General features: G+C 43.1%; 18 protein-coding genes. 16 read left to right on the top strand and 2 right to left on the bottom strand.

The genetic code is table 11. The features are described 5' to 3' along the window. Positions 1–148 precede the first annotated feature (148 nt). From mnmE to JIG41_RS16630, 12 genes are all read left to right on the top strand, one after another. Positions 149–1513, top strand: a complete 1365-nt coding sequence (gene mnmE, locus JIG41_RS16685; protein WP_065978282.1) for a tRNA uridine-5-carboxymethylaminomethyl(34) synthesis GTPase MnmE — start codon at positions 149–151, stop codon at positions 1511–1513. 176 nt (positions 1514–1689) lie between these two features. Next, complete coding sequence (locus JIG41_RS16680) at positions 1690–2823, top strand: site-specific integrase (RefSeq protein WP_199525120.1); 1134 nt, start codon at positions 1690–1692, stop codon at positions 2821–2823. A gap of 476 nt (positions 2824–3299) precedes the next feature. Further along, positions 3300–3701 carry a hypothetical protein gene (locus JIG41_RS16675; protein ID WP_199525119.1) on the top strand — a complete coding sequence of 134 codons (402 nt, stop codon included), beginning with the start codon at positions 3300–3302 and terminating at the stop codon, positions 3699–3701. Continuing rightward, positions 3685–4320 carry a restriction endonuclease subunit S gene (locus JIG41_RS16670; RefSeq protein WP_199525118.1) on the top strand — a complete coding sequence of 212 codons (636 nt, stop codon included), beginning with the start codon at positions 3685–3687 and terminating at the stop codon, positions 4318–4320. The genes JIG41_RS16675 and JIG41_RS16670 overlap by 17 nt, the downstream gene beginning before the upstream one ends. Before the next feature lie 2 nt (positions 4321–4322). Next, positions 4323–5861: a type I restriction-modification system subunit M gene (locus tag JIG41_RS16665; RefSeq protein ID WP_199525117.1), complete on the top strand. Its 1539-nt coding sequence runs from the start codon at positions 4323–4325 to the stop codon at positions 5859–5861. 12 nt (positions 5862–5873) lie between these two features. Next, positions 5874–6734: a DNA damage-inducible protein D gene (gene dinD / locus JIG41_RS16660; protein ID WP_199525116.1), complete on the top strand. Its 861-nt coding sequence runs from the start codon at positions 5874–5876 to the stop codon at positions 6732–6734. An 80-nt stretch (positions 6735–6814) separates the two neighbouring features. Then, a complete protein-coding gene (locus JIG41_RS16655; RefSeq protein WP_199525115.1) occupies positions 6815–7987 on the top strand; it encodes a restriction endonuclease subunit S in 1173 nt (390 codons plus the stop codon). 11 nt (positions 7988–7998) lie between these two features. Further along, positions 7999–9084, top strand: coding sequence for an SIR2 family protein (locus JIG41_RS16650; protein ID WP_199525114.1), 1086 nt, complete (start codon positions 7999–8001; stop codon positions 9082–9084). Position 9085: 1 nt separating this feature from the next. Then, a complete protein-coding gene (locus tag JIG41_RS16645; protein WP_199525113.1) occupies positions 9086–10825 on the top strand; it encodes an ATP-binding protein in 1740 nt (579 codons plus the stop codon). A gap of 45 nt (positions 10826–10870) precedes the next feature. After that, entirely contained in the window at positions 10871–14173 is a 3303-nt protein-coding gene (locus JIG41_RS16640) for a type I restriction endonuclease subunit R (protein WP_199525112.1), read from the top strand. A 14-nt stretch (positions 14174–14187) separates the two neighbouring features. Then, positions 14188–14937 carry a M48 family metallopeptidase gene (locus tag JIG41_RS16635; protein ID WP_249406694.1) on the top strand — a complete coding sequence of 250 codons (750 nt, stop codon included), beginning with the start codon at positions 14188–14190 and terminating at the stop codon, positions 14935–14937. Between the two features lie 833 nt (positions 14938–15770). Beyond that, on the top strand, positions 15771–16637 hold the full coding sequence (locus JIG41_RS16630; RefSeq protein ID WP_199525111.1) for a phage integrase N-terminal domain-containing protein: 867 nt from the start codon (positions 15771–15773) through the stop codon (positions 16635–16637). A gap of 69 nt (positions 16638–16706) precedes the next feature. Here JIG41_RS16630 and JIG41_RS16625 read toward each other — a convergent pair whose 3' ends face one another. Continuing rightward, on the bottom strand, positions 16707–16856 hold the full coding sequence (locus JIG41_RS16625) for a hypothetical protein (RefSeq protein ID WP_006793968.1): 150 nt from the start codon (positions 16854–16856) through the stop codon (positions 16707–16709). A gap of 286 nt (positions 16857–17142) precedes the next feature. Here JIG41_RS16625 and JIG41_RS16620 point away from each other — a divergent pair, with 286 nt between their 5' ends. From JIG41_RS16620 to JIG41_RS23105, 3 genes are read left to right on the top strand one after another with little or no spacing between them, the layout of a single operon-like run. After that, positions 17143–17343, top strand: a complete 201-nt coding sequence (locus JIG41_RS16620) for a hypothetical protein (RefSeq protein WP_024601501.1) — start codon at positions 17143–17145, stop codon at positions 17341–17343. A gap of 29 nt (positions 17344–17372) precedes the next feature. Further along, on the top strand, positions 17373–17735 hold the full coding sequence (locus JIG41_RS16615) for a hypothetical protein (protein WP_239982414.1): 363 nt from the start codon (positions 17373–17375) through the stop codon (positions 17733–17735). Between the two features lie 9 nt (positions 17736–17744). Next, positions 17745–17867, top strand: coding sequence for a hypothetical protein (locus JIG41_RS23105; protein ID WP_275668343.1), 123 nt, complete (start codon positions 17745–17747; stop codon positions 17865–17867). Positions 17868–17970: 103 nt separating this feature from the next. Here the strand turns inward: JIG41_RS23105 and drt2 are convergent, their stop codons facing one another. After that, a complete protein-coding gene (gene drt2 / locus JIG41_RS16610; protein ID WP_199525110.1) occupies positions 17971–19251 on the bottom strand; it encodes an antiviral reverse transcriptase Drt2 in 1281 nt (426 codons plus the stop codon). Between the two features lie 548 nt (positions 19252–19799). Here drt2 and JIG41_RS16605 point away from each other — a divergent pair. Further along, complete coding sequence (locus JIG41_RS16605) at positions 19800–21491, top strand: DUF927 domain-containing protein (RefSeq protein WP_199525109.1); 1692 nt, start codon at positions 19800–19802, stop codon at positions 21489–21491. Positions 21492–21513 lie beyond the last annotated feature (22 nt).

The raw sequence follows: 21513 nt of genomic DNA, 5'->3' as shown, positions 1-21513 counted from the left end.
TTAGTGTTTATTATTTATTAATGTTGAATAAAGTAAAACTAATAGCAACGACTAAGTTGGTATTTTTATACACCGCTATTCGCATGAAATTAAGCCATAGGTTACAATACAAACCAGCATCATTTTCAATATTGGCAATACTAAAAGCATGATTAATCAAGATACAATTGCAGCGCAAGCGACCGCACCCGGACGAGGTGGCGTTGGTATTATTCGCGTTTCTGGCAGCTTAGCCAAAACGGTAGCAGAGCATATTATTGGTCGCTGTCCTAAAACACGTTACGCAGACTATGTGCCTTTTAAGAGCTTAGACGGCGCACAGCTAGATCAAGGTATTGCCCTTTTCTTCCAAGGACCAAATTCTTTTACCGGTGAAGATGTACTTGAACTACAAGGACATGGCGGTCCTGTTGTACTCGATATGCTATTAAAAGAAATTAGCCATATTGAAGGTGTACGGTTAGCAAAACCAGGGGAATTCTCAGAACGTGCATTCATGAATGACAAGCTTGATTTAACACAAGCCGAAGCAATTGCCGACCTCATTAACGCAACCAGTGAGCAAGCTGCAAAAAGCGCCCTGCAATCTCTTCAAGGTGAGTTCTCAAAACACATAGAGATGCTGGTGGAAAAAGTCATTCATTTACGTATGTATGTTGAAGCAGCCATAGATTTTCCAGATGAAGAAATCGATTTTCTGACAGATGGAAAAGTAGCAAATGATCTCGATGCCATCATTCAACAACTTGATAATGTCACGCAACAAGCAAAGCAAGGGACGATAATGCGCGAAGGTATGCGTGTAGTCATTGCAGGTCGACCGAATGCGGGTAAATCAAGTTTATTAAATGCGTTAGCGGGTCGTGATGCAGCCATTGTTACCGACATAGCCGGCACCACACGAGACGTACTGCGAGAACATATTCATATAGATGGTATGCCACTTCACATTATCGACACAGCCGGCCTTCGAGAAAGTCCAGACAAGGTAGAGCAAATTGGTATTGAACGCGCCTGGGAAGAAATTAATCAAGCCGATCGCGTGTTATTTATGTTAGATGGCACCGACACCGACGCTACAGATCCACATGCTATCTGGCCAGAGTTTATGTCTAAGTTACCACAAGGCATGGGCGTCACGGTGATCCGAAATAAAGCCGATATTTCGGGTGAAAATGTCGGTATGGATGAACATGATCAATACCCTGTCATTCGATTAAGCGCCAAAAATGCTGAAGGTATAGAGTTAGTTCGTACTCACTTAAAAGCATGTATCGGTTTTCAAGGCGCAACCGAAGGTGGCTTTATGGCCCGTCGTCGTCATCTCGATGCACTACACCATGCAGCGCATCATCTGCATACAGGTAAAGAGCAACTTGAACAGCATATTGCCGGTGAAATATTAGCTGAAGAGTTACGCTTAACTCAGCAGTTCCTAAATGAAATTACAGGTGAATTCACGTCTGATGATTTGCTCGGCAAAATATTTAGCTCGTTCTGTATCGGTAAATAACAAGGTAAACTAAAGGAAACAAACATCCAACTTAAGTTAAAAAAACTAATTTATTCATACATTTAATAACTTTTTTATCTTTCAATAGTTTCCTTTAGTTTCATAATATGGGCCTCGAATGGCCCACCTACTTCTTTGTTGTGGGCCACTATTGGTCCACCAAAGAGGAAGTTATTATGAAATTAACTATCGAGAAAAAGTCACCTGATAGTACAGGCCGCCAACAACTACTGTTAACCAGAAATTATGGTTCTTACCTAAACGAAAACGGCAAACGAGTTAAACGCCGTAAAAGACAATCAATGGACTTGTTCATTTATGCTAATCCTAAGGACAAGTTCCAACGTGACCACAATAAAAAGACCTTAGATATTTCAGAAAAGATAAGAGCGCAAGCGATTGTCGATTTAGCTAACAACAAGCACCACTTTGAAGACTCAGAAAAACAGCAAGAAAGCTTTTATAGCTACATGCAGCAAATAATAAACGACAAAGAGCACACTGATAGCCCATCAAACGTATCATTGTGGGAGTCATCGTTAATGCATCTGAAGAGATATTGTGATGGTAACCCTTTATCCTTTGCTGACTTCGATGCTGATGTATTACTTGGGTTCAGAACATACCTAATAAAACATGCACGAACAAAATCAGATAAGCTACTCTCTTCAAATACTACATCATGCTATTTCAACAAAGTGAGAGCAGCTTTAAACAAAGCATTTCATGAAGGCATTATTCGTCGAAATCCTGTAAACGAAGTAAAAAGCATCAAGATAGAGCAAAACCCTCGTAATTACTTAGAAGAGGAAGAAGTAACTGCACTTTATAAAACAGAGTGCCGGTATGATGTACTGAAGCGAGCATTCTTATTCGGATGCCTCACAGGTATGCGCTGGAGTGATATTCAAAAGCTAACGTGGGAAAAACTCACAATGATAGATCCACGAGCAACTTTTAATCACATTAAAACAGGGCAACTTCAGTACTTATACCTTCCATCTGATGCCACTATGCTTTTAGACTCGCCAGGAGAAGCCCATGAACGTGTTTTTAAAGGCTTAAGATACTCAAGCTATACAAATGTTGCCCTAAGCCAATGGATGCTCAGAGCAGGTATTACAAAGCACATTACCTTTCACTGTGCGAGACACACATTTGCTGTACGTATGCTAACTAATGATGTTGATATTTATACCGTATCAAAGTTACTTGGTCATTCAGAATTAAAAACGACACAAATCTATACAGACATCATAGATCGTAAGCGAAAAGAGGCAATGACCACCTTACCTAGCCTATTTCAATAAAGGATATTAGGTTGGGAAATATGGGAAACTGGGAAAATATAATAAAAACAGATAAATATAAATTTATTTACCTTCCCTCTTTCCCGTTTTTATTTGATAAGCCAGTTGTATCCAGGAGGTGTGGAAAGCGTCGAGTGCTTGCCACTCAGAGCGCCGCATACCTCTTGGATAACCTTCACTACGCAGAGAAAAGCCAGTCAAGCTAGAAATCGCCCGAAGGGTTGCGGAGCAAGGGGGCCCAGCTTGCGGGGTTCCGATTTATGGCTTTACAGGGTTTGAAAGGAGTAGTTTAGCGTAGAGATTCTACTGTAAAAATAATATTGACAAAAATAAATTTTTGAATCACTATGTATACATGAAACCAATACATAGAGTTTCTACTGTATTTTTTATTGAAGATTTTGCAGTGATAGGTTGCCGCCTATCACTGCAATTCAAAATCAACCATGCCGAGAAGCATAAGAGGAGATTGAATTATGGAACAAGAGTATCAGAGTTTTAAAAGTGTGCAAGCCATAAAGGTAACACTAGTTAAAACTGAAAACGTATTGAAAAAAATTACATCTATATCAAATAAATCAAAGCAAAGTCGTATCTCTGGTAAAGAAAAGTACCCTTTTCCAACACCAGAGATAATAAAAACAAATGACCGTAGTTTTTTCTGCTCGTCTGCTCGTATTATTTCTTTGTATAACAAAGCTCATTGCGAAAAACGCCAAAAACTAACAGCGACTGTTCAAAACTGGTTTAAAGAAAATGCAGATAGCGTTGGTTGGGATTTAATCGAATTCTTAACTGAGTCACATACAAAAGCTATTGCTGGCTGCATGCTGACAAATAACTCTTCAGAATGGCGCTCATATGAAAATACACAATAATTATCAGCTACTAAGTAATATAGCTGATGTTCGAAGCGGGTTTACTTTCCGAGAGAAAACTGAAGAGGTAGATAAAGAGATTGGCAATGCTCACATAGCTCAAATAAAAGATGTTCGTGAAATATGGGAACATAGTAATAGCTCTTTACTTATACCTAGCCAATTGCCCCTAATCAAATGGGAAGGTAAAAATAAGGCGTTTGTTGAATCTGGTACTGTAATCATACCAGCCAGGGGCTCAAAAGGCGGGTACTTCAGGGCTACATACATAGGGAGTAGCTCTACTTCAGATCTACCCCTAGTTGTTAGTAGCCAATTTTTAGTGCTCACTCCTAAACCAAAAATTTTGCCGCAATTTCTATGTTGGTCGCTTAACCGAGCTGCTATTCAGCATTCGCTGTCTATAGGTGCTGGAAGTCAGGGTACAAATATTGCCATGCTGAATACTAAAACAGTATCTCAGTTAAAACTCGAAGTTCCATGTATCGAAACACAATGGAAAATTCTGCACTTGAATGACCTATGGGAGCAAGAACAAAAAGCTACCCAAGCACTATTAAAAAACCGTGAAACCATGCTGCAAGGCATGTTTCAGCAATTACTTAAAGAGACGAGTTAAAAATGAGCGCAAACGAAAAAATTAACCAAGATAGTATAAACAAAGCGCTTTGGAACGCCTGTGATACATTCCGTGGAACCATCAGCGCCGATACTTATAAAGACTTCATCTTGACTATGCTGTTTCTCAAGTACATCTCAGACGTATGGCAAGATCATTACGATGGCTATAAGGCCGAGTTCGGCGACGAGCCTGAACTCATCGAGGAGATGATGAAAAGCGAGCGCTTTGTACTGCCTAAAGCAGCCAGCTTCTATACACTCTTTGAGCACCGTCACGAACCTGGTAACGGCGAGCGCATTGACCAGGCTCTGCACGCCATTGAAGAAGCCAACGGCACCAAACTGAAAGACGCCGGTAAAAGCGTGTTCCAGGACATCAGCTTTAACACTGACAAACTGGGTGAAGAAAAGCAAAAGAACACCATTCTGCGTCATCTGCTGGCAGACTTCGCTAAGCCCGAACTGAACCTCAAACCCAGCCGTGTAGGCACGCTGGATGTGATCGGTAACGCCTACGAATATCTGATCAAAAACTTTGCCGCAAGCGGCGGGCAGAAAGCCGGTGAGTTTTATACCCCGCCCGAGGTCAGTGACCTGATTGCCGAGCTGTTAGACCCGCAACCAGGCGACAGCATCTGCGACCCCGCCTGTGGCTCCGGCTCGCTCTTGATGAAGTGTGGCCAAAAGGTCATGGCCAACCACGACAGCAAGCAATACGCCCTGTACGGGCAAGAGGCTATCGGCTCTACATGGTCGCTAGCCAAAATGAATATGTTTTTGCACGGCGAAGACAACCACAAAATTGAATGGGGCGACACCATCCGTAACCCCAAGTTGCTGGATAAAAATGGCGACTTAATGCTGTTTGATATCGTGACCGCCAACCCGCCATTCAGTCTGGATAAATGGGGCCACGACGAAGCCGAACACGATAAGTTCAGCCGCTTCCGCCGTGGCGTACCCCCGAAAACCAAAGGTGACTACGCATTTATCCTGCACATGATCGAAACCCTTAAACCCAAAAGCGGAAGAATGGGCGTGGTGGTTCCACACGGCGTGCTGTTCCGTGGTTCGTCCGAGGGAAAAATTCGTAAACAGCTGATCGACGAAAACCTGCTGGATGCCGTTATCGGCCTGCCGGAGAAACTTTTCTATGGTACGGGTATCCCCGCTGCGATCCTGATCTTTAACAAGGATAAGTCAGATACCAGTACTCTGTTTATCGATGCCAGCCGTGAGTTTAAAGCAAGCAAAAACCAGAACCTGCTGACTGATGAATACATCGCCAAGATCGTTGAGACCTATCGCAATAACACCAGCGTCGAAAAATACGCCTACGTTGCTAGTATGGATGAGATCAAAGAGAACGATTACAACCTGAATATCCCACGCTATGTAGATACCTTTGAAGAAGAGGAAGAAATTGACTTGATGGCTGTGCGAGCAGAGCGGGAGCAACTGAAGTTTCAATTAGCAAAAATAGAAGACGAGATGACTAGCTATTTGGTTGAGTTGAACTATTTAAATGATGACAAATAAGGAGTACATGACATGGAACAAAAGCAAATTAAATCTCTAACAACCACCTTTGAAGGTCATGCTCAGCAAACTGAAAATAGTGTCGAGTACTGGCTTGCACGCGATTTACAACATCTTTTGGGTTATGGCAAATGGGATAATTTTGTCAGTGTTATATCAAAAGCTAAAACTGCATGTGAAATTAGCGGTCATACCATTGACGACCATTTTGCCGACGTCGGGAAAATGGTCGAGTTAGGCTCGGGTAGCCAACGAGAAATAGATGATGTAATGCTCACTCGCTATGCCTGTTATTTAATTGCACAAAATGGTGATCCTCGTAAACAAGAAATAGCGTTTGCCCAAACCTACTTTGCCATGCAAACCAGAAAAGCGGAGCTAATAGAACAACGTTTATTGGAAGCAGAGCGAGTACTCGCACGGCAAAAACTATCAGCTACGGAAAAAGAGCTATCTAGTGTAATTTTTGAGCAAACAGGTGGTAATCAAAACTTTGCTTTGATCCGTAGTAAAGGTGATGCGGCCCTATTTGGCAAGAATACACAGGCTATGAAAGCTCAATGGCAAGTACCTGATAATCGCCCTCTGGCAGACTTTGCTCCAACTATTATTCTCAAAGCGAAAGACTTTGCGACTGAAATTACTATACATAATGCCCGTGAACAGCAAATGACCCGCGAGCATCAAATATCCAGTGAGCATGTAACTAATAACCAAGCTGTACGAGACACTTTGTTGAATCGAGGTATAAGACCGGAAAACCTTCCTCCAGCAGAAGATATTAAGAAGGTAGAGCGCAGATTGGCGTCCGCAGAAAAAAAATCTCTTAAGAACCCCGATATCCTTAGTGACGAGGAAAGAGACCATGAATAATTTTATGGAGCACGAACAGATTATTGGCCAAAAGGTCGAACCGAAAACCGAGATGGCCAAGTATCTGGAGGAGTTGGGATATGGTGCCTAATGGTTGGAATCGAATCGCTCTTGAAAAGATTGCCGAAGTTCGCTCTGGTGTGGCGAAAGGAAAAAAAGGTCTCAAGGCGCCCATTGAGGTCCCATACTTACGTGTAGCTAATGTTCAAGATGGGCATGTCGATTTAACTGAAGTAAAAACAATTGAGATCGAGCAAGATAAACTTGAGCGCTATTCATTGAAGTACGGTGATGTACTTATGAACGAGGGTGGTGATTACGATAAGCTAGGCCGTGGGGATGTCTGGCTGGGTCAGATTGAACCATGTTTACATCAAAACCACGTATTTGCTGTTCGACCTAACCAAGACATTATAGATTCCTTTTTTCTTGCGGCTTTGGCGGCCAGCAATTATGGAAAAACCTATTTTCTAAGCTGTGCGAAGAGAAGCACTAACTTGGCAAGTATTAACTCAACCCAAATTAAAGAGTTTCCTGTTCTTGTTCCCCCACTTCCCGAACAAAAGAAAATCGCCCAAATCTTATCCACCTGGGAGAAGGCCATCACCACCACCGAACAACTGCTCGCCAAAAGCCAGCAGCAGAAAAAAGCCCTGATGCAACAACTGCTCACCGGCAAAAAGCGATTACTAGATAAGAATGGAGTTAGGTTTAGTGGGGAGTGGAAAAGGGTCGAGTTAGGAGACTTGCTGGATTATCAACAACCGACTCCCTATTTGGTTGAGAGCACAGACTACAGTGATGACTTTTCAACACCTGTTCTTACGGCTGGAAAGACATTCATCCTCGGATATACAGATGAAGAATCGGGAATATTTTCGGAAAAACTGCCAGCCATAATTTTCGATGATTTTACTACTGACAGTAAGTTCGTGGATTTCCCTTTTAAGGCTAAATCCAGCGCAATGAAAATCCTGACAGCCAAGGAAGGTGTTTCAATAAAGTACGTATACGAAGCAATGCAGTTGCTGGATTTTTCTGTCGGAGGACATCAGCGACACTGGATTTCGATCTATTCTCGTCTGGTCACACCATTTCCGGGTAGCGAAGAACAACAAAAAATCGCTGCAGTACTTTCTACTGCCGATAAGGAAATCTCTGCCCTTCAACAAAAGCTGGAAGCGATAAAGCAAGAGAAAAAAGCCCTGATGCAGCAGTTATTGACGGGAAAGCGAAGAGTTTTGGTGAGCTAAGGGGGATGCACGTGGAGCTAACAAAGGACGTTGCATATCAAGCGATTGCTGAGTTTTTTACAGACAAGCCGTTTGTATTATTTGGCACAGGAACTTCATGTGCACTTGATCTGAGTTTTGGGATGCCAGCTCTTGAGCGCCACCTTCGAGCCGAGCTTGCTCATGGAATGACCGAAGCACAAGCACAACAATGGCAGCAAGTGGTCTCTGCTCTTGATATCGGTAGTCATGATTTTGAATCTGCAATGGATTTCATCAAAGAAGAAGCTCTGACCAATCGAATAGTCGAGCTTACTGCCAGCTTTGTTGCGCACCAGGATAATGCTTACGCTCATTCAATCATGTCAGGCACGTGCGATTGGCCTGCTGGCTCGCTATTGAAAAAACTGGTTGAAGCTTTACCGCAGGCAGATAAACAACTTCACGTCGCCACGCCAAATTACGATTTGCTGGCTGAATACGCCTTCGTCCGGCATAAGATCCCCTACATTACCGGGTTTCACGGTGGCTTCCTTCGTCGCTACGACTGGGCTGAGGCAAAAAAGTCAGTTCAATCCATTCAGAAAGGCCTTGGTAAGACAAGGCCGCCATTACGAATTGTTGAGTGCAAGCATATCCGACTACACAAGCCACACGGTTCGTTAAATACATTTGAATGGGAAGCTCAGCTTATTGAATGTAACAGCTGGATACTCAACAAGCCTGACGGCGTTGTACGGGCCATGATCACTCCTGGTACGGGCAAATATCAACGATTACACAAGGACAGAGCGCAGTTAGCTGAGTACGACACAGCTGTCGGAAACCATACTAGCTTCCTATTTTTGGGGTTTGGCTTTAACGATTCCCAGCTTGTTAACAACGCATTTAGACAAAAGCTTGAACAAGACCAATGCCGTGCTTTGGTGATCACTCGGGATTCGAACCCAAGAATTGAAGAGTGGCTAGATAAATGTCCGAACATGTGGCTCATCTGCAAACAGTTTGACTCAGACAAAAGCAGGGTCTACAACTCAAAGTATGAAAACTGGCTACATATTGATGACAAGGAATTATGGCGTTTTGACGCTTTTACCAACGAATTTTTAGGAGGGTAACATGGCACTTTTTACTTTCAATGATGACAGCTACACACTTGGCAACATCCGTGAAGTTGACACCCGAAAAGTAACCATTCTGGTTAACAGTGATAAAGATCTACGTAAAGCCAGAGTTGGCCAGCTTGTAACCGTGCAACTCAGTGGTGCAACTGAATGTTGGCTGATTGGCATGATTGATAAAGTCATCAAAGCGGTGGTCGCTCAGCCACTTACACCGGAAATAGCTGAAGATGATGCTGACGAGATAGATGCTTTTGAAGATAGCGTAGTCAATACAGTTAAGATCACCTTGATGGGTGCAGCCCGCTGGGATGCAGTCGATCAAAAATATAAGTTTTCACGATCACTTGATCACGTCCCTGAAATCGACTCAACCTGTTACGTACTTAAAGACGCTCATCTAGAAGAATTCATGCGTGTTATTTCTGAGTGTGGCGACGGAGAGCACTCACTGGAGCTGGGCTCTTATAAGCTTAATGAAAACGCACGCGCTTATGTCGATGGCAATAAACTTTTCCAGCGCCATGCCGCTTTGCTTGGCAGTACCGGCTCAGGTAAATCATGGACGGTTGCCTCTATTTTGGAAAGAAGCTCGCAGCTACCTTCTTCAAACCTTGTTGTATTCGACCTACATGGTGAGTACAAGGAACTTTCTTATGCTAAGCAGCTGAGAGTACCTGGGCCGGATGAGGTTGACGTAGATGATGACTCACTGCTCTTTCTGCCGTACTGGTTGCTTAATTCGGAAGAGATTCAATCATTATTCGTTGATCGCAGCGAGTTCAGTGCACATAACCAAGTGGTGGTTGTGCAAGATGCCATAACAGAGCAAAAGAAAGCATTCTTAAAAGCGAATGGTCGAACCGATCTATTGCAGTCTTTTACTCTAGACAGCCCGATCCCATACTCCTTAAATGAAGTTATTGGGAAACTCAAATATCTAAACGAAGAGAAGGTTCAAGGATCACGAGGCCCCAAAAACGGCCCATTCAATGGCGAATTTTCTAGATTGTTAGTTCGCATGGCCAGCCGCTTGAATGACCGTCGCTATGGATTCTTATTCAATAGCCCGGACAAATACAACCAATACGATTCATTGAGTATGATTGCTGAAAAACTGATGGGTTTTGGCAATCAAAAGCAAAGCATAAAAGTAATCGACTTCTCAGAGGTTCCTGCTGACATACTGCCAGTAATAATTGGCCTGGTTGCTCGTATTATCTATCAGGTTCAATTTTGGACTGCTCCGAATAGCCGCAGACCAGTTGCTTTTGTCTGCGATGAGGCTCACCTATATCTGCCAAGAAAAGAAGGCAACCCAGTTGAACGCAGAGCGGTCGAAGCATTTGAGAAGATAGCTAAGGAAGGTCGAAAATACGGCGTTGCACTCATGATTGTGAGCCAACGGCCTTCAGATGTAAGTGCCACCATTCTAAGCCAGTGTAACAACATCATTTCATTGCGTTTAACAAACGCGGATGACCAAGCAACTGTTCGAAAATTACTACCAGAAAGCCTAGAAAGCCTCTTAGAAGCATTACCCATCATGGATGTTGGCGAAGCCATGGTTGTCGGTGACTCGGTACTGCTGCCGAGTAGAATAAAAATTGATCCTCCTGCTGAAAAGCCACTGAGCGCAACAATAGATTTCTGGTCTCGTTGGCAAGAAGACGTTACCAATGCCGATTTTGCATTGGCTGTAGAAAACATGCGCCGACAAAACAGAACAAAACCATAACCCGAAGCTGCACCTCGGGTACCAGGGGTTGAAGAGAGATAACGAATGACACAATACACACCCAAATTTCAGGAAGAATACAGTGCCAAGTTACCGGCGCTGACGTTGTTGACCAACCTCGGGTGGTCATTCCTCTCTCCTGAACTCGCGTTAGCCGCTCGTGGCGGTAAAGCCGATGAAGTGGTTTTACGGCAAGTGCTACACAGTGAGCTTCAAAAGCGTACTTTTACCTTTGCCGGTAAGAGCTACCCGCTGTCTGAAAAGGCTATCGACAACCTGATTGCCGAGGTATGCAGCCCCGCACTTAACGAAGGCTTGTTAACTGCCAATGAGCGTCTGTACAACCACTTGATGTATGGCATATCGGTCACTGAGTTTGTGGATGGTAAAAAGGCCAGCCCGACGGTTGCGCTAATTGACTGGCAAAACCCGGCCAATAACAGCTTTGTATTTACCGAAGAGTTTACTGTTACCCGCTCTGGCGGAGTCGAGAGCCGCAGACCGGATATTGTCTGTTTTATAAACGGCATTCCTCTTGTTGTGATTGAGGCGAAGCGCCCGGATGGTAATGCGAAAAAAGGCCCCACCATTGACGAAGGCATTTCGCAAAGCCTACGTAACCAGCGCCATGATGAAATCCCCTTATTGTTCGCCTATAGCCAGATGTTGCTTTCCATAAACGGCAACGAAGGCCGTTATGGTACCTGTGGCACGCCCGCAAAGTTTTGGGCCGCCTGGCGTGAAGAAGACATCTCCGATGCCGAGATGTACGCCATCAAAAACAAAACGCTCAAAAATGAGCAGTTAGCGGGCTTATTCAGCCACCGTCCGGCAAAAGACCTGGATTGGTACCAGAGCCTGACCGCTGCGGGAGAACTGGCTGTTACGGGCCAGGATCAATTGCTGATCAGCTTGTTAAGCCCTGCCCGGTTGCTTGAGATGACCTGTTACTTCACCTTGTTCGATAAAAAGGCTGGCAAAATTGTCGCCCGTTATCAACAGGTGTTTGGTATTAAACGACTGATTGAACGCATCAATACCCGAAGTAGCACAGGTGGCCGTGAAGGCGGTGTAATCTGGCATACCACAGGTTCGGGTAAGTCATTCACTATGGTGTTTTTAAGCAAGGCGCTGATCCTGCACGAGAGCCTGAAGCAATGCCGTATTGTGGTGGTGACTGATCGGGTAGATTTAGAAACCCAGCTGAGCAAAACCTTTGCCTCTGGCGGCGAGCTGGCCGGGAAGAAAGACAAAGAAGCAGCGATGGCCACCTCAGGCAAACGCCTAGCCGAACAGATTGGCAAAGGCACTGAGCGGATTATCTTCTCGCTTATTCAGAAGTTTAATACCGCAACCAAAATGCCAGAGTGTGTAAACCACAGCTCTGACATCATTGTGCTGATTGACGAAGGCCACCGCAGCCAAGGTGGTGAAAACCATATTCGTATGAAGCAGGCGCTGCCTAATGCTGCCTTTGTCGCCTTCACCGGCACACCACTGTTAAAAGACGACAAGACCACCAATAAGTTTGGCCCCATTGTGCACGCTTATACCATGCAGCGCGCCGTAGAAGACCAGACGGTGACGCCGCTGCTATACGAAGAGCGTATTCCCGATCTGGATGTAAATGAACGCGCTATCGACAGTTGGTTTGAGCGTATTACCGAAGGACTTTCAGACGAGCAAAAGGCCGACCTGAAGCGCAAGTTTGCCAAAAAAGGCCAAGTATACGGTGCGGATGACCGCATTCGTTTGATTGCCCTGGATATTGCCAACCACTTTGTAAAGAACATCGACGAAGGTTTGAAAGGCCAGTTAGCCTGCGACAGCAAAGCATCTGCCATCAAGTACAAAAAGTATCTGGACGAAGCAGGCTTGTTTGAATCGGCCGTTGTGATGAGCCCACCCGATAGCCGTGAAGGTAACACTGCTGTGGATGAGGCCACCACACCGGAAATAACCCAATGGTGGAAAGACAATGTTGGCAGCCAGGATGAACAGGCTTACACCAAGCATCTTATCGAGCGCTTCGACAAAGATGATTCACTGAAGATACTCATCGTGGTTGATAAGCTGCTCACGGGCTTTGATGAGCCGAAAAACGCAGTCTTGTATATCGACAAACCGCTGAAAGAGCACAACCTGATCCAGGCGATTGCACGGGTAAACCGTCTGCATCCGAAGAAGAAGTTTGGCTTACTTATCGACTATCGCGGCATTCTGGCTGAGCTGGATACCACCATTCAGAAATATCAGGATCTGGCTTCCCGTACTCAGGGCGGTTACGACATCAATGATATTGCTGGCCTCTACAACCAGATGAGTACCGAATACAAGCGCCTGCCACAGCTTTATAAGCAGCTATGGGCCATATTCGATGGCGTGAAGAATAAGAACGACATCGAGCAATTGCGTCAGGTGCTGGTACCGAAGATTGAAGAGCAAAAGCCTTTAGCGCCGGGAGAGAGCGGCGAGCTGGTTGACGTGCATCTAAAGGTGCGTGAAGACTTCTACGAAGCCCTGACGGCCTTCGCTAGTTGCTTGAAGGTAGCACTGCAATCCGCCACCTTCTTTGAAGACAAGAGCTTTAGCGACCAGGATCGCCGCCACTACAAAGAAACGGTTAAGCAATTCTCAAGCCTGCGCCAACTGGTGCAGCAAGATGCGGGCGAGAGGATTGATTACGACGAATACGCCGAACAGGTTAAAAAGCTGCTTGATAAGCACGTGGTAGGTGTAGAGGTTAAAGAACCCTGTGGCGTGTATGAAGTGGGTAAAATGGGGCAAAAAGAACAGCCGGAAGACTGGAGCGAGGATAAAACCCGCAACGAAACCGACATCATCAAAACCCGCGTAACCCGCATGATTGAGCAAGAGCTGCGGGATGACCCTTATACTCAGGAAGCGTTCTCCAAGCTGCTGCGCCAAGCCATTGAGGAAGCTGAAAAACTATTCGACCACCCACTGAAACAGTACATGCTGTTCCGTGAATTCGAAGAGCAAGTTCAAGACAGACGCCTGAACGACATACCCGATGTCTTTGCCGGTAATCGCCATGCCCAGGCATACTTTGGTGTTTTCAAGAAAGTGCTGCCTGAAGCTTTGGCTGTCCTCGACCAGCAAGTTCAGGATAAGTGGGTAAAAGTCGCCTTTGAAATTGACCAGGCGGTAGAAACCTCTGTCGCGGAAAACTCCATCAATCCACAGAACATCGAAGCCGACATTCGTAAAAAGCTACTGCCGCACATGTTCCAGGAATGCAAAGCCATTGGTGGCGGAATGGATCAGGCCAAGAAGATTGTTGAGATGATTGTTCAGATCACTCGGGTCGGGTTGAACGGTGCTTGAATGGGTATAACCAGATGAATGTGCCGATTAAACCCCAAAGTCAGACCATGAGCTTCCGCTATGGTGACGAGGACATTACGTTTGAGCGAGTTAAGCGTCCGCAAGCCACAGGCAAGGTATTAATTAAGGTTCATCCCGATTGTCGGGTAATCGCATCGGCTCCTGAGGGTGCTGAAAGCGAAGCCGTGTTATCTGCTGTTAAAAAGCGTGGGCGCTGGATATACGAGCAGCTTCGGGATTTCCGCAAACAGCTTGAATTCACCACCCCTCGGCAATACATCAGTGGTGAGAGTCATTACTACCTTGGGAAACAGTACCTGCTGAAAGTGATTGAAGCGCCTGAGCAGATTCAAGGCGTGAAACTACTACGTGGCAAACTGAAAGTTTCAGTACGAGCGAAGTCCACCGACAAGGTGAAAGAGCTACTGACTGACTGGTACAAAGCACGGGCTAAGGAAACCTTCGCCAAACGCTTCGATGCCATGTTGGAGCAGGCCCTTTGGGTGGATGAATGTCCTCAACTGCGTATTGTGACGATGCAAACCCAATGGGGCAGCTGCTCACCCAATGGCCGAATCACCCTGAACCCTCACCTGGTTAAAGCGCCTCGTGAGTGTATTGATTACGTGATTTTGCACGAGCTTTGCCACATAGCTGAGCATAACCACAGCGAGCGGTTTTACCGGCTGATGAGCCAGGTAATGCCGAAGTGGGAAAAGACGAAAGAACGGCTGGATGGGATGGCGGTCTTCATATTTAGCTAATTTTTACGAAAGGTAAAATAGCAGCTGCACACCTTTGTCGCCTTGACAGTATCTAAGGCCGCGTATCTATCTAGATACGACTATCCTTTGAGATGGTAGACTAAAAACCCAAAAAGCATCTACTAGGATTGTTCACCTCTTGGGCAACGCCCGGTTGTACCATTAGCCATACGGCAACCTAGGTAGAGGTCGTCTGTAGAGTAGACGAGGCTGGTGTGCAACCACTGATTTGAACTATAACTGACCTTCCTACATTGTGCGTCAGAAAAACCCCCCCTAAGTTTTCCCCGGTTTTTTTAAGGCGGATTGGCGACGAGTCGTCCCTACTAGAAAAAGGTAGGGACGACTCGCAGAGTCGCCCGTCGAGGCCACTGCTCATGATGCCTCGACACCCAATCCGCCCTGAAAAATTGCAGGGCCAGAAGAGGGATGGAGATTTGAGCGTGTCAAAAAGGTGTTGCAATCTCTGATCACTGTGATAATTTTATTTATGAACTAGCTCGAAATGAGCATCAAGAAAAAGGGCGTACTCACTGCCCGTAACACGTTCCTGAGGAGCTGCATTCGCAGCATTATGGGTCATACGACCACCCCCTATAAACAACACAAATATAAACCACAGTAGTCCGCGCTTGTATTTCGACAGAAATCACACGGCTCAGCTTTGTTGCTTTAGACCAGTTAGCCTTTATGTCTTTCGACAATATGCTCGGTTACGCACCGTTCATATGGCTTTAAAACTTACCTATTTTGGCATTTCGCCCCCTGGTCTTCGGTTTGGTGTTTTTCTCAATACTTTCAAAATTACTTTTTAAATTTATGAGGAACATGAAATGAGCCAATTAGGATATCGACTTCACCAAATGGTAAACGACACACACCGCGAAAGTAGCTTTAGCACTAGAGCTACCCGTAGCAAAGTATTAAACCTTGCAGCAGCACAACTACTTAGCCATGGTTATAGATTAAGAGATCCATCAGGTCTTAAAACCAAACATATCAATCACCTTGTAACGCGTTGGCAAGATGAAGGTTTAGCACCAAAAACGATTAAAAACAGAATGGCCGCCTTACGTTGGATTGCCGAAAAAATAGGTAAACCTAATATCTGTTCACGTAGCAATGATGATTACGGCATTCCAAGAGTTCGTAACAACCCCATTGGCAAGTCAAAAACGTTAGACATGGATAAGCATGCCAAGATCAAGAGTGACTTGATCAAGCTTTCCCTGCGTTTACAACAAGAGTTTGGGCTTAGAAAAGAAGAGTGTATGAAATTTAGCTTATCCTATTCTTTGATAGATGCTAACACTCTACAAATAAAAGGCTCATGGGCTAAAGGTGGTAAATACCGCAAAATTCCGATCTTAAAAGAATCTCAACGACAGCTCATACGTGATATTGCTGTCGTTACCAAAGGCGCACTAATTGAACCTGAGCGAATGTATGTGGATCAAATGCGCGAGTATGACAGAGAAACTGTTCGTGTAGGATTAAATAAAAATCACGGATTACGTCACCATTACGCAAGGGAGCGTTATTTAGAGCTTACAGGTTGGAAATGCCCTGCTGACGGCGGCCCGCATAGAAAAGAGCTGTCGCCCGCCAATTATGATCACGATACCAAAGTCCGAGAGCAAATTAGCCAAGAGTTAGGTCATGAACGTTTGAAGATAACCTATGCTTACTTGGGAAGTTAAAATTAGGCATGCCTAATTTTGAATGGGCGAATACACTAACATCGCCCTAGTTTATTGATCTACTAACCCTCAGTTTTTACATCCGTTTTTATCGCAATTGATTTTAGAGTGAGAGTCTACCCAATGGGTAGCTTCCTTTTTAGTATCAAAACCACATCCTGTTGTTCCACCTTTACTTCCTTTGTGAACAATTCCAGTTGGCACATGTTTAACAGCCATAATTCTACTCCATCAGATTGATTTAAAAATTAACGCTTATAAGTTAAGCATTAATAGGATGGCAATTATTGAGCAAAAAGCTAGTTATTTATTCTTATTTTTTGAAAAAAGTAAAAGTATAGATTTTGAATAATTTACTATAACCACATGAAAGTTATTGTTTTTAGTGTTTCAAATTTTAACGTGTGAGACATCTTCCATATTGATTTAAAAGGATTTATTGGCTTAACTAAAAGCAAGCTCAATTATCAACCAAATTAGGCATGCCTAATTTTAGGAGTCTCCTATGTGGAAAAAAGCGTTAAAAGTAACAGGGTTGGTGGCATTAGGCGTTGTTGATGTTTTGCTATCAGTTTCTGAAGAAAATGATCAGCTAGATGAATTGGATGATGGTATGGGTAACATTATAGCTGATGGTGAAGAGATGACTCGCGCAGAAGCTGAAGACGCTAAAGCGCGTGGCGAGCTCTACGATACCTATCTGTAAATTAGGCATGCCTAATTTTAAAGGGGGAAATGATGACAAATAAAGAGCTTTGGCCATTTAAGCCTGTATATGATGAGCTGAAGATCCGCTTAGCTGGTATCGAGGATGAGTGTGAGCCATTAGGTTTAGAGCTTAATCTTCGCAATGAAACGGAAGAAGAGATGTTCGTTGCTTTAACCACACAAAAAGCGTTTGCATTTGATGTTATGAATGAACATGACGATATTTGGGATATTCGACTGGAGTCCTTTTCCGCATTTAAAAATCGTAGCGCTCAGGTTTTCTTTCCTTTCACAGGTCTAAATCCAACTAAACGGTTGAAGATTAGTAACTGGATTTTAGAGCTTTGCAATTGGGAAGGTAATATCTACTTGGGTAATACGAAACATTAAGGTGTACTTATGACTGATTATGAATGGTTTCAAATATGGGTGTTAATGGTGCTGGCTATCCGCGCTACTCGCCACTACGACAAATTAAAGCATGATCTATTTGAAGCAATTAAAGAAGGGAGATTTAGCTAATGATACCGCTTTTTGTAGGTTGTGCTCTAATCTTAGGTTTAGTTGCCTTCTTTGCCTTTTTATACAAACTAAACTTAGTGAAAGACGACTAATCTATAAAGAGCTAATCTTTCTCTATCTCTTCATGAAAACGACGCCATAGAGGCTTCAGTTGTTTTTTTATAGTATTACTATTCATTTTGTTAGCAGCCCTAAGACCATAAGTAATAAAGTTACGCCCTCCAAGATGAGTGTATCTACTGTAAAGCTTTTTCTTGTATAGATCTTTTTCATCTGCCCCTTTCATAGCCCTGATATTATTGTACTTCCTCATCGTTTGTTTGGCTAAGCTGACTCCTCTTCTCATTTTTTCTGAATAGCGGGCCAAAGAAGAAGAGCGTAAATAAATATTTTCACCATCAAAGATAAAACCTAAGTATTGCAAAGGACTATCAGCTTCAAGGGTATTACCAACTTTATTAAATTGTCTAATTTCTGTCTTTTGTGGGTTAATGTGTACTTTTAACTTTTTGATATGTTTTTCAGCAAATCCTGCAACATTCTTTTTCAGTCTTTTAGGCATAATGAAAAGCATATCATCACAGTACCTAAAGTAATAACCTCCATGAATATCTGCATACTTTTTCATTTCCAAATCAAAGTCCAGCATATAAATGTTAGATAGAAGCGCACTTATAGGAGAACCTTGGGGTATACCATAATCATTTAAGTTAGACTTTATTAGCCCCCCATCTCGTACCTTATTTCTAAAGTCTTTGGCACAACATATTTGTTTATGCTTAATTTTAGGGTTACTTTTGGAAATTGAAAATAACTCATAAAGGTCCATTTTATCTACAGTCGAAAACTTAGTTATGGACTTAAAAACATTGAAGTGATCCGAGGGAAGCTTTTCTTTGTTGATAAGTTTACACCATGACTTTTTCAATAAGTCATGATTTAAAGTATCAAAAAACTTAGAGAAATCTAACGCTACCGCACAGCATTCACCCATTTCTTTAATTTTAATGAATGCTTCATAAGCAAAATCTATGTTGCTTTTACCCAAACTCCTAAATGCCAACACAGATTTTTCAAGCCCGTACTCTAATAGCTTGTCTTCATAAAGAGCATTTAATTTTTCAGAGTAAAAAGCATATATATGACTATCTAAATGGGAGGAGTAAGCAATTGGTCTTTCTTTATTTTTAACTAAAATCTTACCAGTTGACTTATCTTTATTTATTTTTTTTGAACTAACCGCATAATTTATAAAAGGATAAAATGAATGTCTTTTTATGTAGTTTGGGTTAGTTGTTATGTGAATAGCTTTTTTCTTGCCGACAGGCACATCAAAGTGAAGGTATCCTCTACTTCTATACCAACTAGGGGTATCATCATCCATAATAAACTCTCTAGCAAAACCGAGGCAGACTTAGAACTGCGGCAATTCCAATCGCCTTACCTCGGCTTAACCAAGTTACTCAAGTAACCATCTTGAAATACGTAGCCGCGTAATGTTAGACATGAATTATAATATAACTATTAACCAGGAGGCATCTATTTGTATTAAGACAACCTTAGTCCATGTGTTCTTATCGTTCGTATCGTTGGCCTTGTTTGGCGTTCCGATAGTACTTGACAACATGTTATAAGCCTTTGAGCCTAATTGGTAAACCCTCATCTCAAAGCAATACCAATATAGTATAGCTGTGACTTATTATCAATAACAAACCGTAGTTCAGAAACTCTTTGAGTTTGATATCTGGAATCTTATTTCCAATTAGGCATGCCTAATTTCAAGCCACTTGAGCTTTTTACTCGCCACCCGTACCCAAAAAAAACCCACTTTCACTAACCCCCCCTTTTCAGGGAATTAAGAGTTGCCTTCGTGGTTGAATTGGTTTTGAGAAAACAACCGAAACCAATAGAAACTAGAAGGTAACTACTAACATGTATGAATTACGAGATTCAGGGTTATTTTACACACCTACAACTGACTCAGAACCAAGGTTCTTGTGTGGCCCAATTCAAGTGCTTGGCATTTCAAGAGGAGGTAACAGTACTCGAGACTACGGCTTGCTTGTTGAGTGGAAAAACTTAGACGGTATTTGCATACGCAAGCTGATACCACGGCGCCACATAATTAATGATCAAGGTAAGGTGTTAAAAGAATTACTTGTAGATACAGGGCTTGCACTATCAAGCCGTAAAGGTATTTGGGACCCAATAATTTCCTACCTTATTCAAGCAAGGCCAGAAAAGCGATATAAAAGCGCGACTCAAACAGGATGGCTTAATAATAGCTTTGTTACACCCAGCTGGTGTATTAGTAATGGGGATGAGCAAGTTATCTACTCAGGCACAAAAGAAGCTGATTTTTTAAGTTCCGCTGGTACCTTATCTAGTTGGCAAAAAGAGGTTGGTAGTCTTTGTATAAACAACCCATTACTTGCATTTACTGTCTGTACAGGGTTATGTGCCCCTCTACTCCACTGGTTAAACTGGCCCAGCTGTGGTGTTCACTTATTTGGCAAGTCCAAAGCGTCTAAAACAACGACCTTAATAATGGCTGCAAGCTTGTACTCAGGTACTGACTTCTATTATGCATGGAGAAGCACGGCTAATGGATTAGAAGCAATAGCAGTGGAACATAATAACTTACTACTTTGCTTGGATGAACTGCATCAGGTAGACCCTGAGGTCGTCGATCAGTCCATTTATACAATAGCTAATGGTATGTCGAAATCGCGCAGTAATAAAGATGGCTCTCAAAGCCAGCGAAAAAAGTGGAGACTTATATTCTTAAGTACCGGTGAAATGGGGCTAGAAGAAAAGCTTTCATCAATACATAAAGGCGTAAAAGCAGGTCAAGAAATCCGCTTTTTAGAAGTTCCAATTCAAAGGCAACATGGTGCTTATGACGATCTTTATGGTCATAACAACATGAATGACTTTTCTGAATCTATTTGGAAAGCTGTTAACGAAAATCATGGCACTGTTATGCCACAATGGGTTGATCACTTAAGTACTATTGATGATCTCCCTACTCTTTTAAATCGCAATATCAAAACGATGTTAACCCATTGGGAAATAACAAAAGAAAATAATGGCAATCAGGTTATTGAAGCAGCAAAACGATTTGCGTTACATGGAGTGAGCGGTGAATTAGCAACTTTAGCTGGGCTTATGCCTTGGCCTAAAGGCCTTGCTGAAAAAAGCGCAAAAGAAGCATTTGATGCTTGGCTCGAAATACGTGGCTCTTCTAGTGATTCAGAAGATAACAAGTTAATAAAACAATTACCTTATGCATTAAAACTTTGGCGTCGAAAATTATTACCTGAAGGTAAGTTTTTAGGTGATAACTACGGCTACGCAATAGAAAAAGATGGTCAGCTTGCTTGGTTCGTAACTCGTGATGCATTTATGGAAGGCTTAAAGGTTAGTTATAGAAATGATATTTCTCATACGATTAAACTAATGTGTAAAAATCATTGGTTGGAAAGCCGTGAAGGTCGAGGAACATTCAAGAAAGTAATCGCAGGTGGGCCGCCTGGTGGTCGCTACTTTAAAGTGCTACCACAACAAATTGTGGCTGATTTAGCTTTAGATGAAGCACTTTCCCAAGTTTATTTCCCAACTTAACGTTATGAATTAATTTGATTTT

It is taken from the genome of Pseudoalteromonas sp. bablab_jr011, from assembly GCF_016464045.1.
Classification (GTDB): Bacteria; Pseudomonadota; Gammaproteobacteria; order Enterobacterales; family Alteromonadaceae; genus Pseudoalteromonas; species Pseudoalteromonas lipolytica.
The sequence above is the reverse complement of the archived record's forward strand: the minus strand, read 5'-3'. Positions and strand labels throughout refer to the sequence as shown.

What these genes read in the sequence shown, in the direction of transcription:
- mnmE (WP_065978282.1), top strand. Translation starts at nt 149, where the DNA reads ATGATTAATCAAGATACAATTGCAGCGCAAGCGACCGCACCCGGACGA.
- JIG41_RS16680 (WP_199525120.1), top strand. Translation starts at nt 1,690, where the DNA reads ATGAAATTAACTATCGAGAAAAAGTCACCTGATAGTACAGGCCGCCAA.
- JIG41_RS16675 (WP_199525119.1), top strand. Translation starts at nt 3,300, where the DNA reads ATGGAACAAGAGTATCAGAGTTTTAAAAGTGTGCAAGCCATAAAGGTA.
- JIG41_RS16670 (WP_199525118.1), top strand. Translation starts at nt 3,685, where the DNA reads ATGAAAATACACAATAATTATCAGCTACTAAGTAATATAGCTGATGTT.
- JIG41_RS16665 (WP_199525117.1), top strand. Translation starts at nt 4,323, where the DNA reads ATGAGCGCAAACGAAAAAATTAACCAAGATAGTATAAACAAAGCGCTT.
- dinD (WP_199525116.1), top strand. Translation starts at nt 5,874, where the DNA reads ATGGAACAAAAGCAAATTAAATCTCTAACAACCACCTTTGAAGGTCAT.
- JIG41_RS16655 (WP_199525115.1), top strand. Translation starts at nt 6,815, where the DNA reads ATGGTGCCTAATGGTTGGAATCGAATCGCTCTTGAAAAGATTGCCGAA.
- JIG41_RS16645 (WP_199525113.1), top strand. Translation starts at nt 9,086, where the DNA reads ATGGCACTTTTTACTTTCAATGATGACAGCTACACACTTGGCAACATC.
- JIG41_RS16640 (WP_199525112.1), top strand. Translation starts at nt 10,871, where the DNA reads ATGACACAATACACACCCAAATTTCAGGAAGAATACAGTGCCAAGTTA.
- JIG41_RS16635 (WP_249406694.1), top strand. Translation starts at nt 14,188, where the DNA reads ATGAATGTGCCGATTAAACCCCAAAGTCAGACCATGAGCTTCCGCTAT.
- JIG41_RS16630 (WP_199525111.1), top strand. Translation starts at nt 15,771, where the DNA reads ATGAGCCAATTAGGATATCGACTTCACCAAATGGTAAACGACACACAC.
- JIG41_RS16625 (WP_006793968.1), bottom strand. Translation starts at nt 16,856, where the DNA reads ATGGCTGTTAAACATGTGCCAACTGGAATTGTTCACAAAGGAAGTAAA.
- JIG41_RS16620 (WP_024601501.1), top strand. Translation starts at nt 17,143, where the DNA reads ATGTGGAAAAAAGCGTTAAAAGTAACAGGGTTGGTGGCATTAGGCGTT.
- JIG41_RS16615 (WP_239982414.1), top strand. Translation starts at nt 17,373, where the DNA reads ATGATGACAAATAAAGAGCTTTGGCCATTTAAGCCTGTATATGATGAG.
- JIG41_RS23105 (WP_275668343.1), top strand. Translation starts at nt 17,745, where the DNA reads ATGACTGATTATGAATGGTTTCAAATATGGGTGTTAATGGTGCTGGCT.
- drt2 (WP_199525110.1), bottom strand. Translation starts at nt 19,251, where the DNA reads ATGGATGATGATACCCCTAGTTGGTATAGAAGTAGAGGATACCTTCAC.
- JIG41_RS16605 (WP_199525109.1), top strand. Translation starts at nt 19,800, where the DNA reads ATGTATGAATTACGAGATTCAGGGTTATTTTACACACCTACAACTGAC.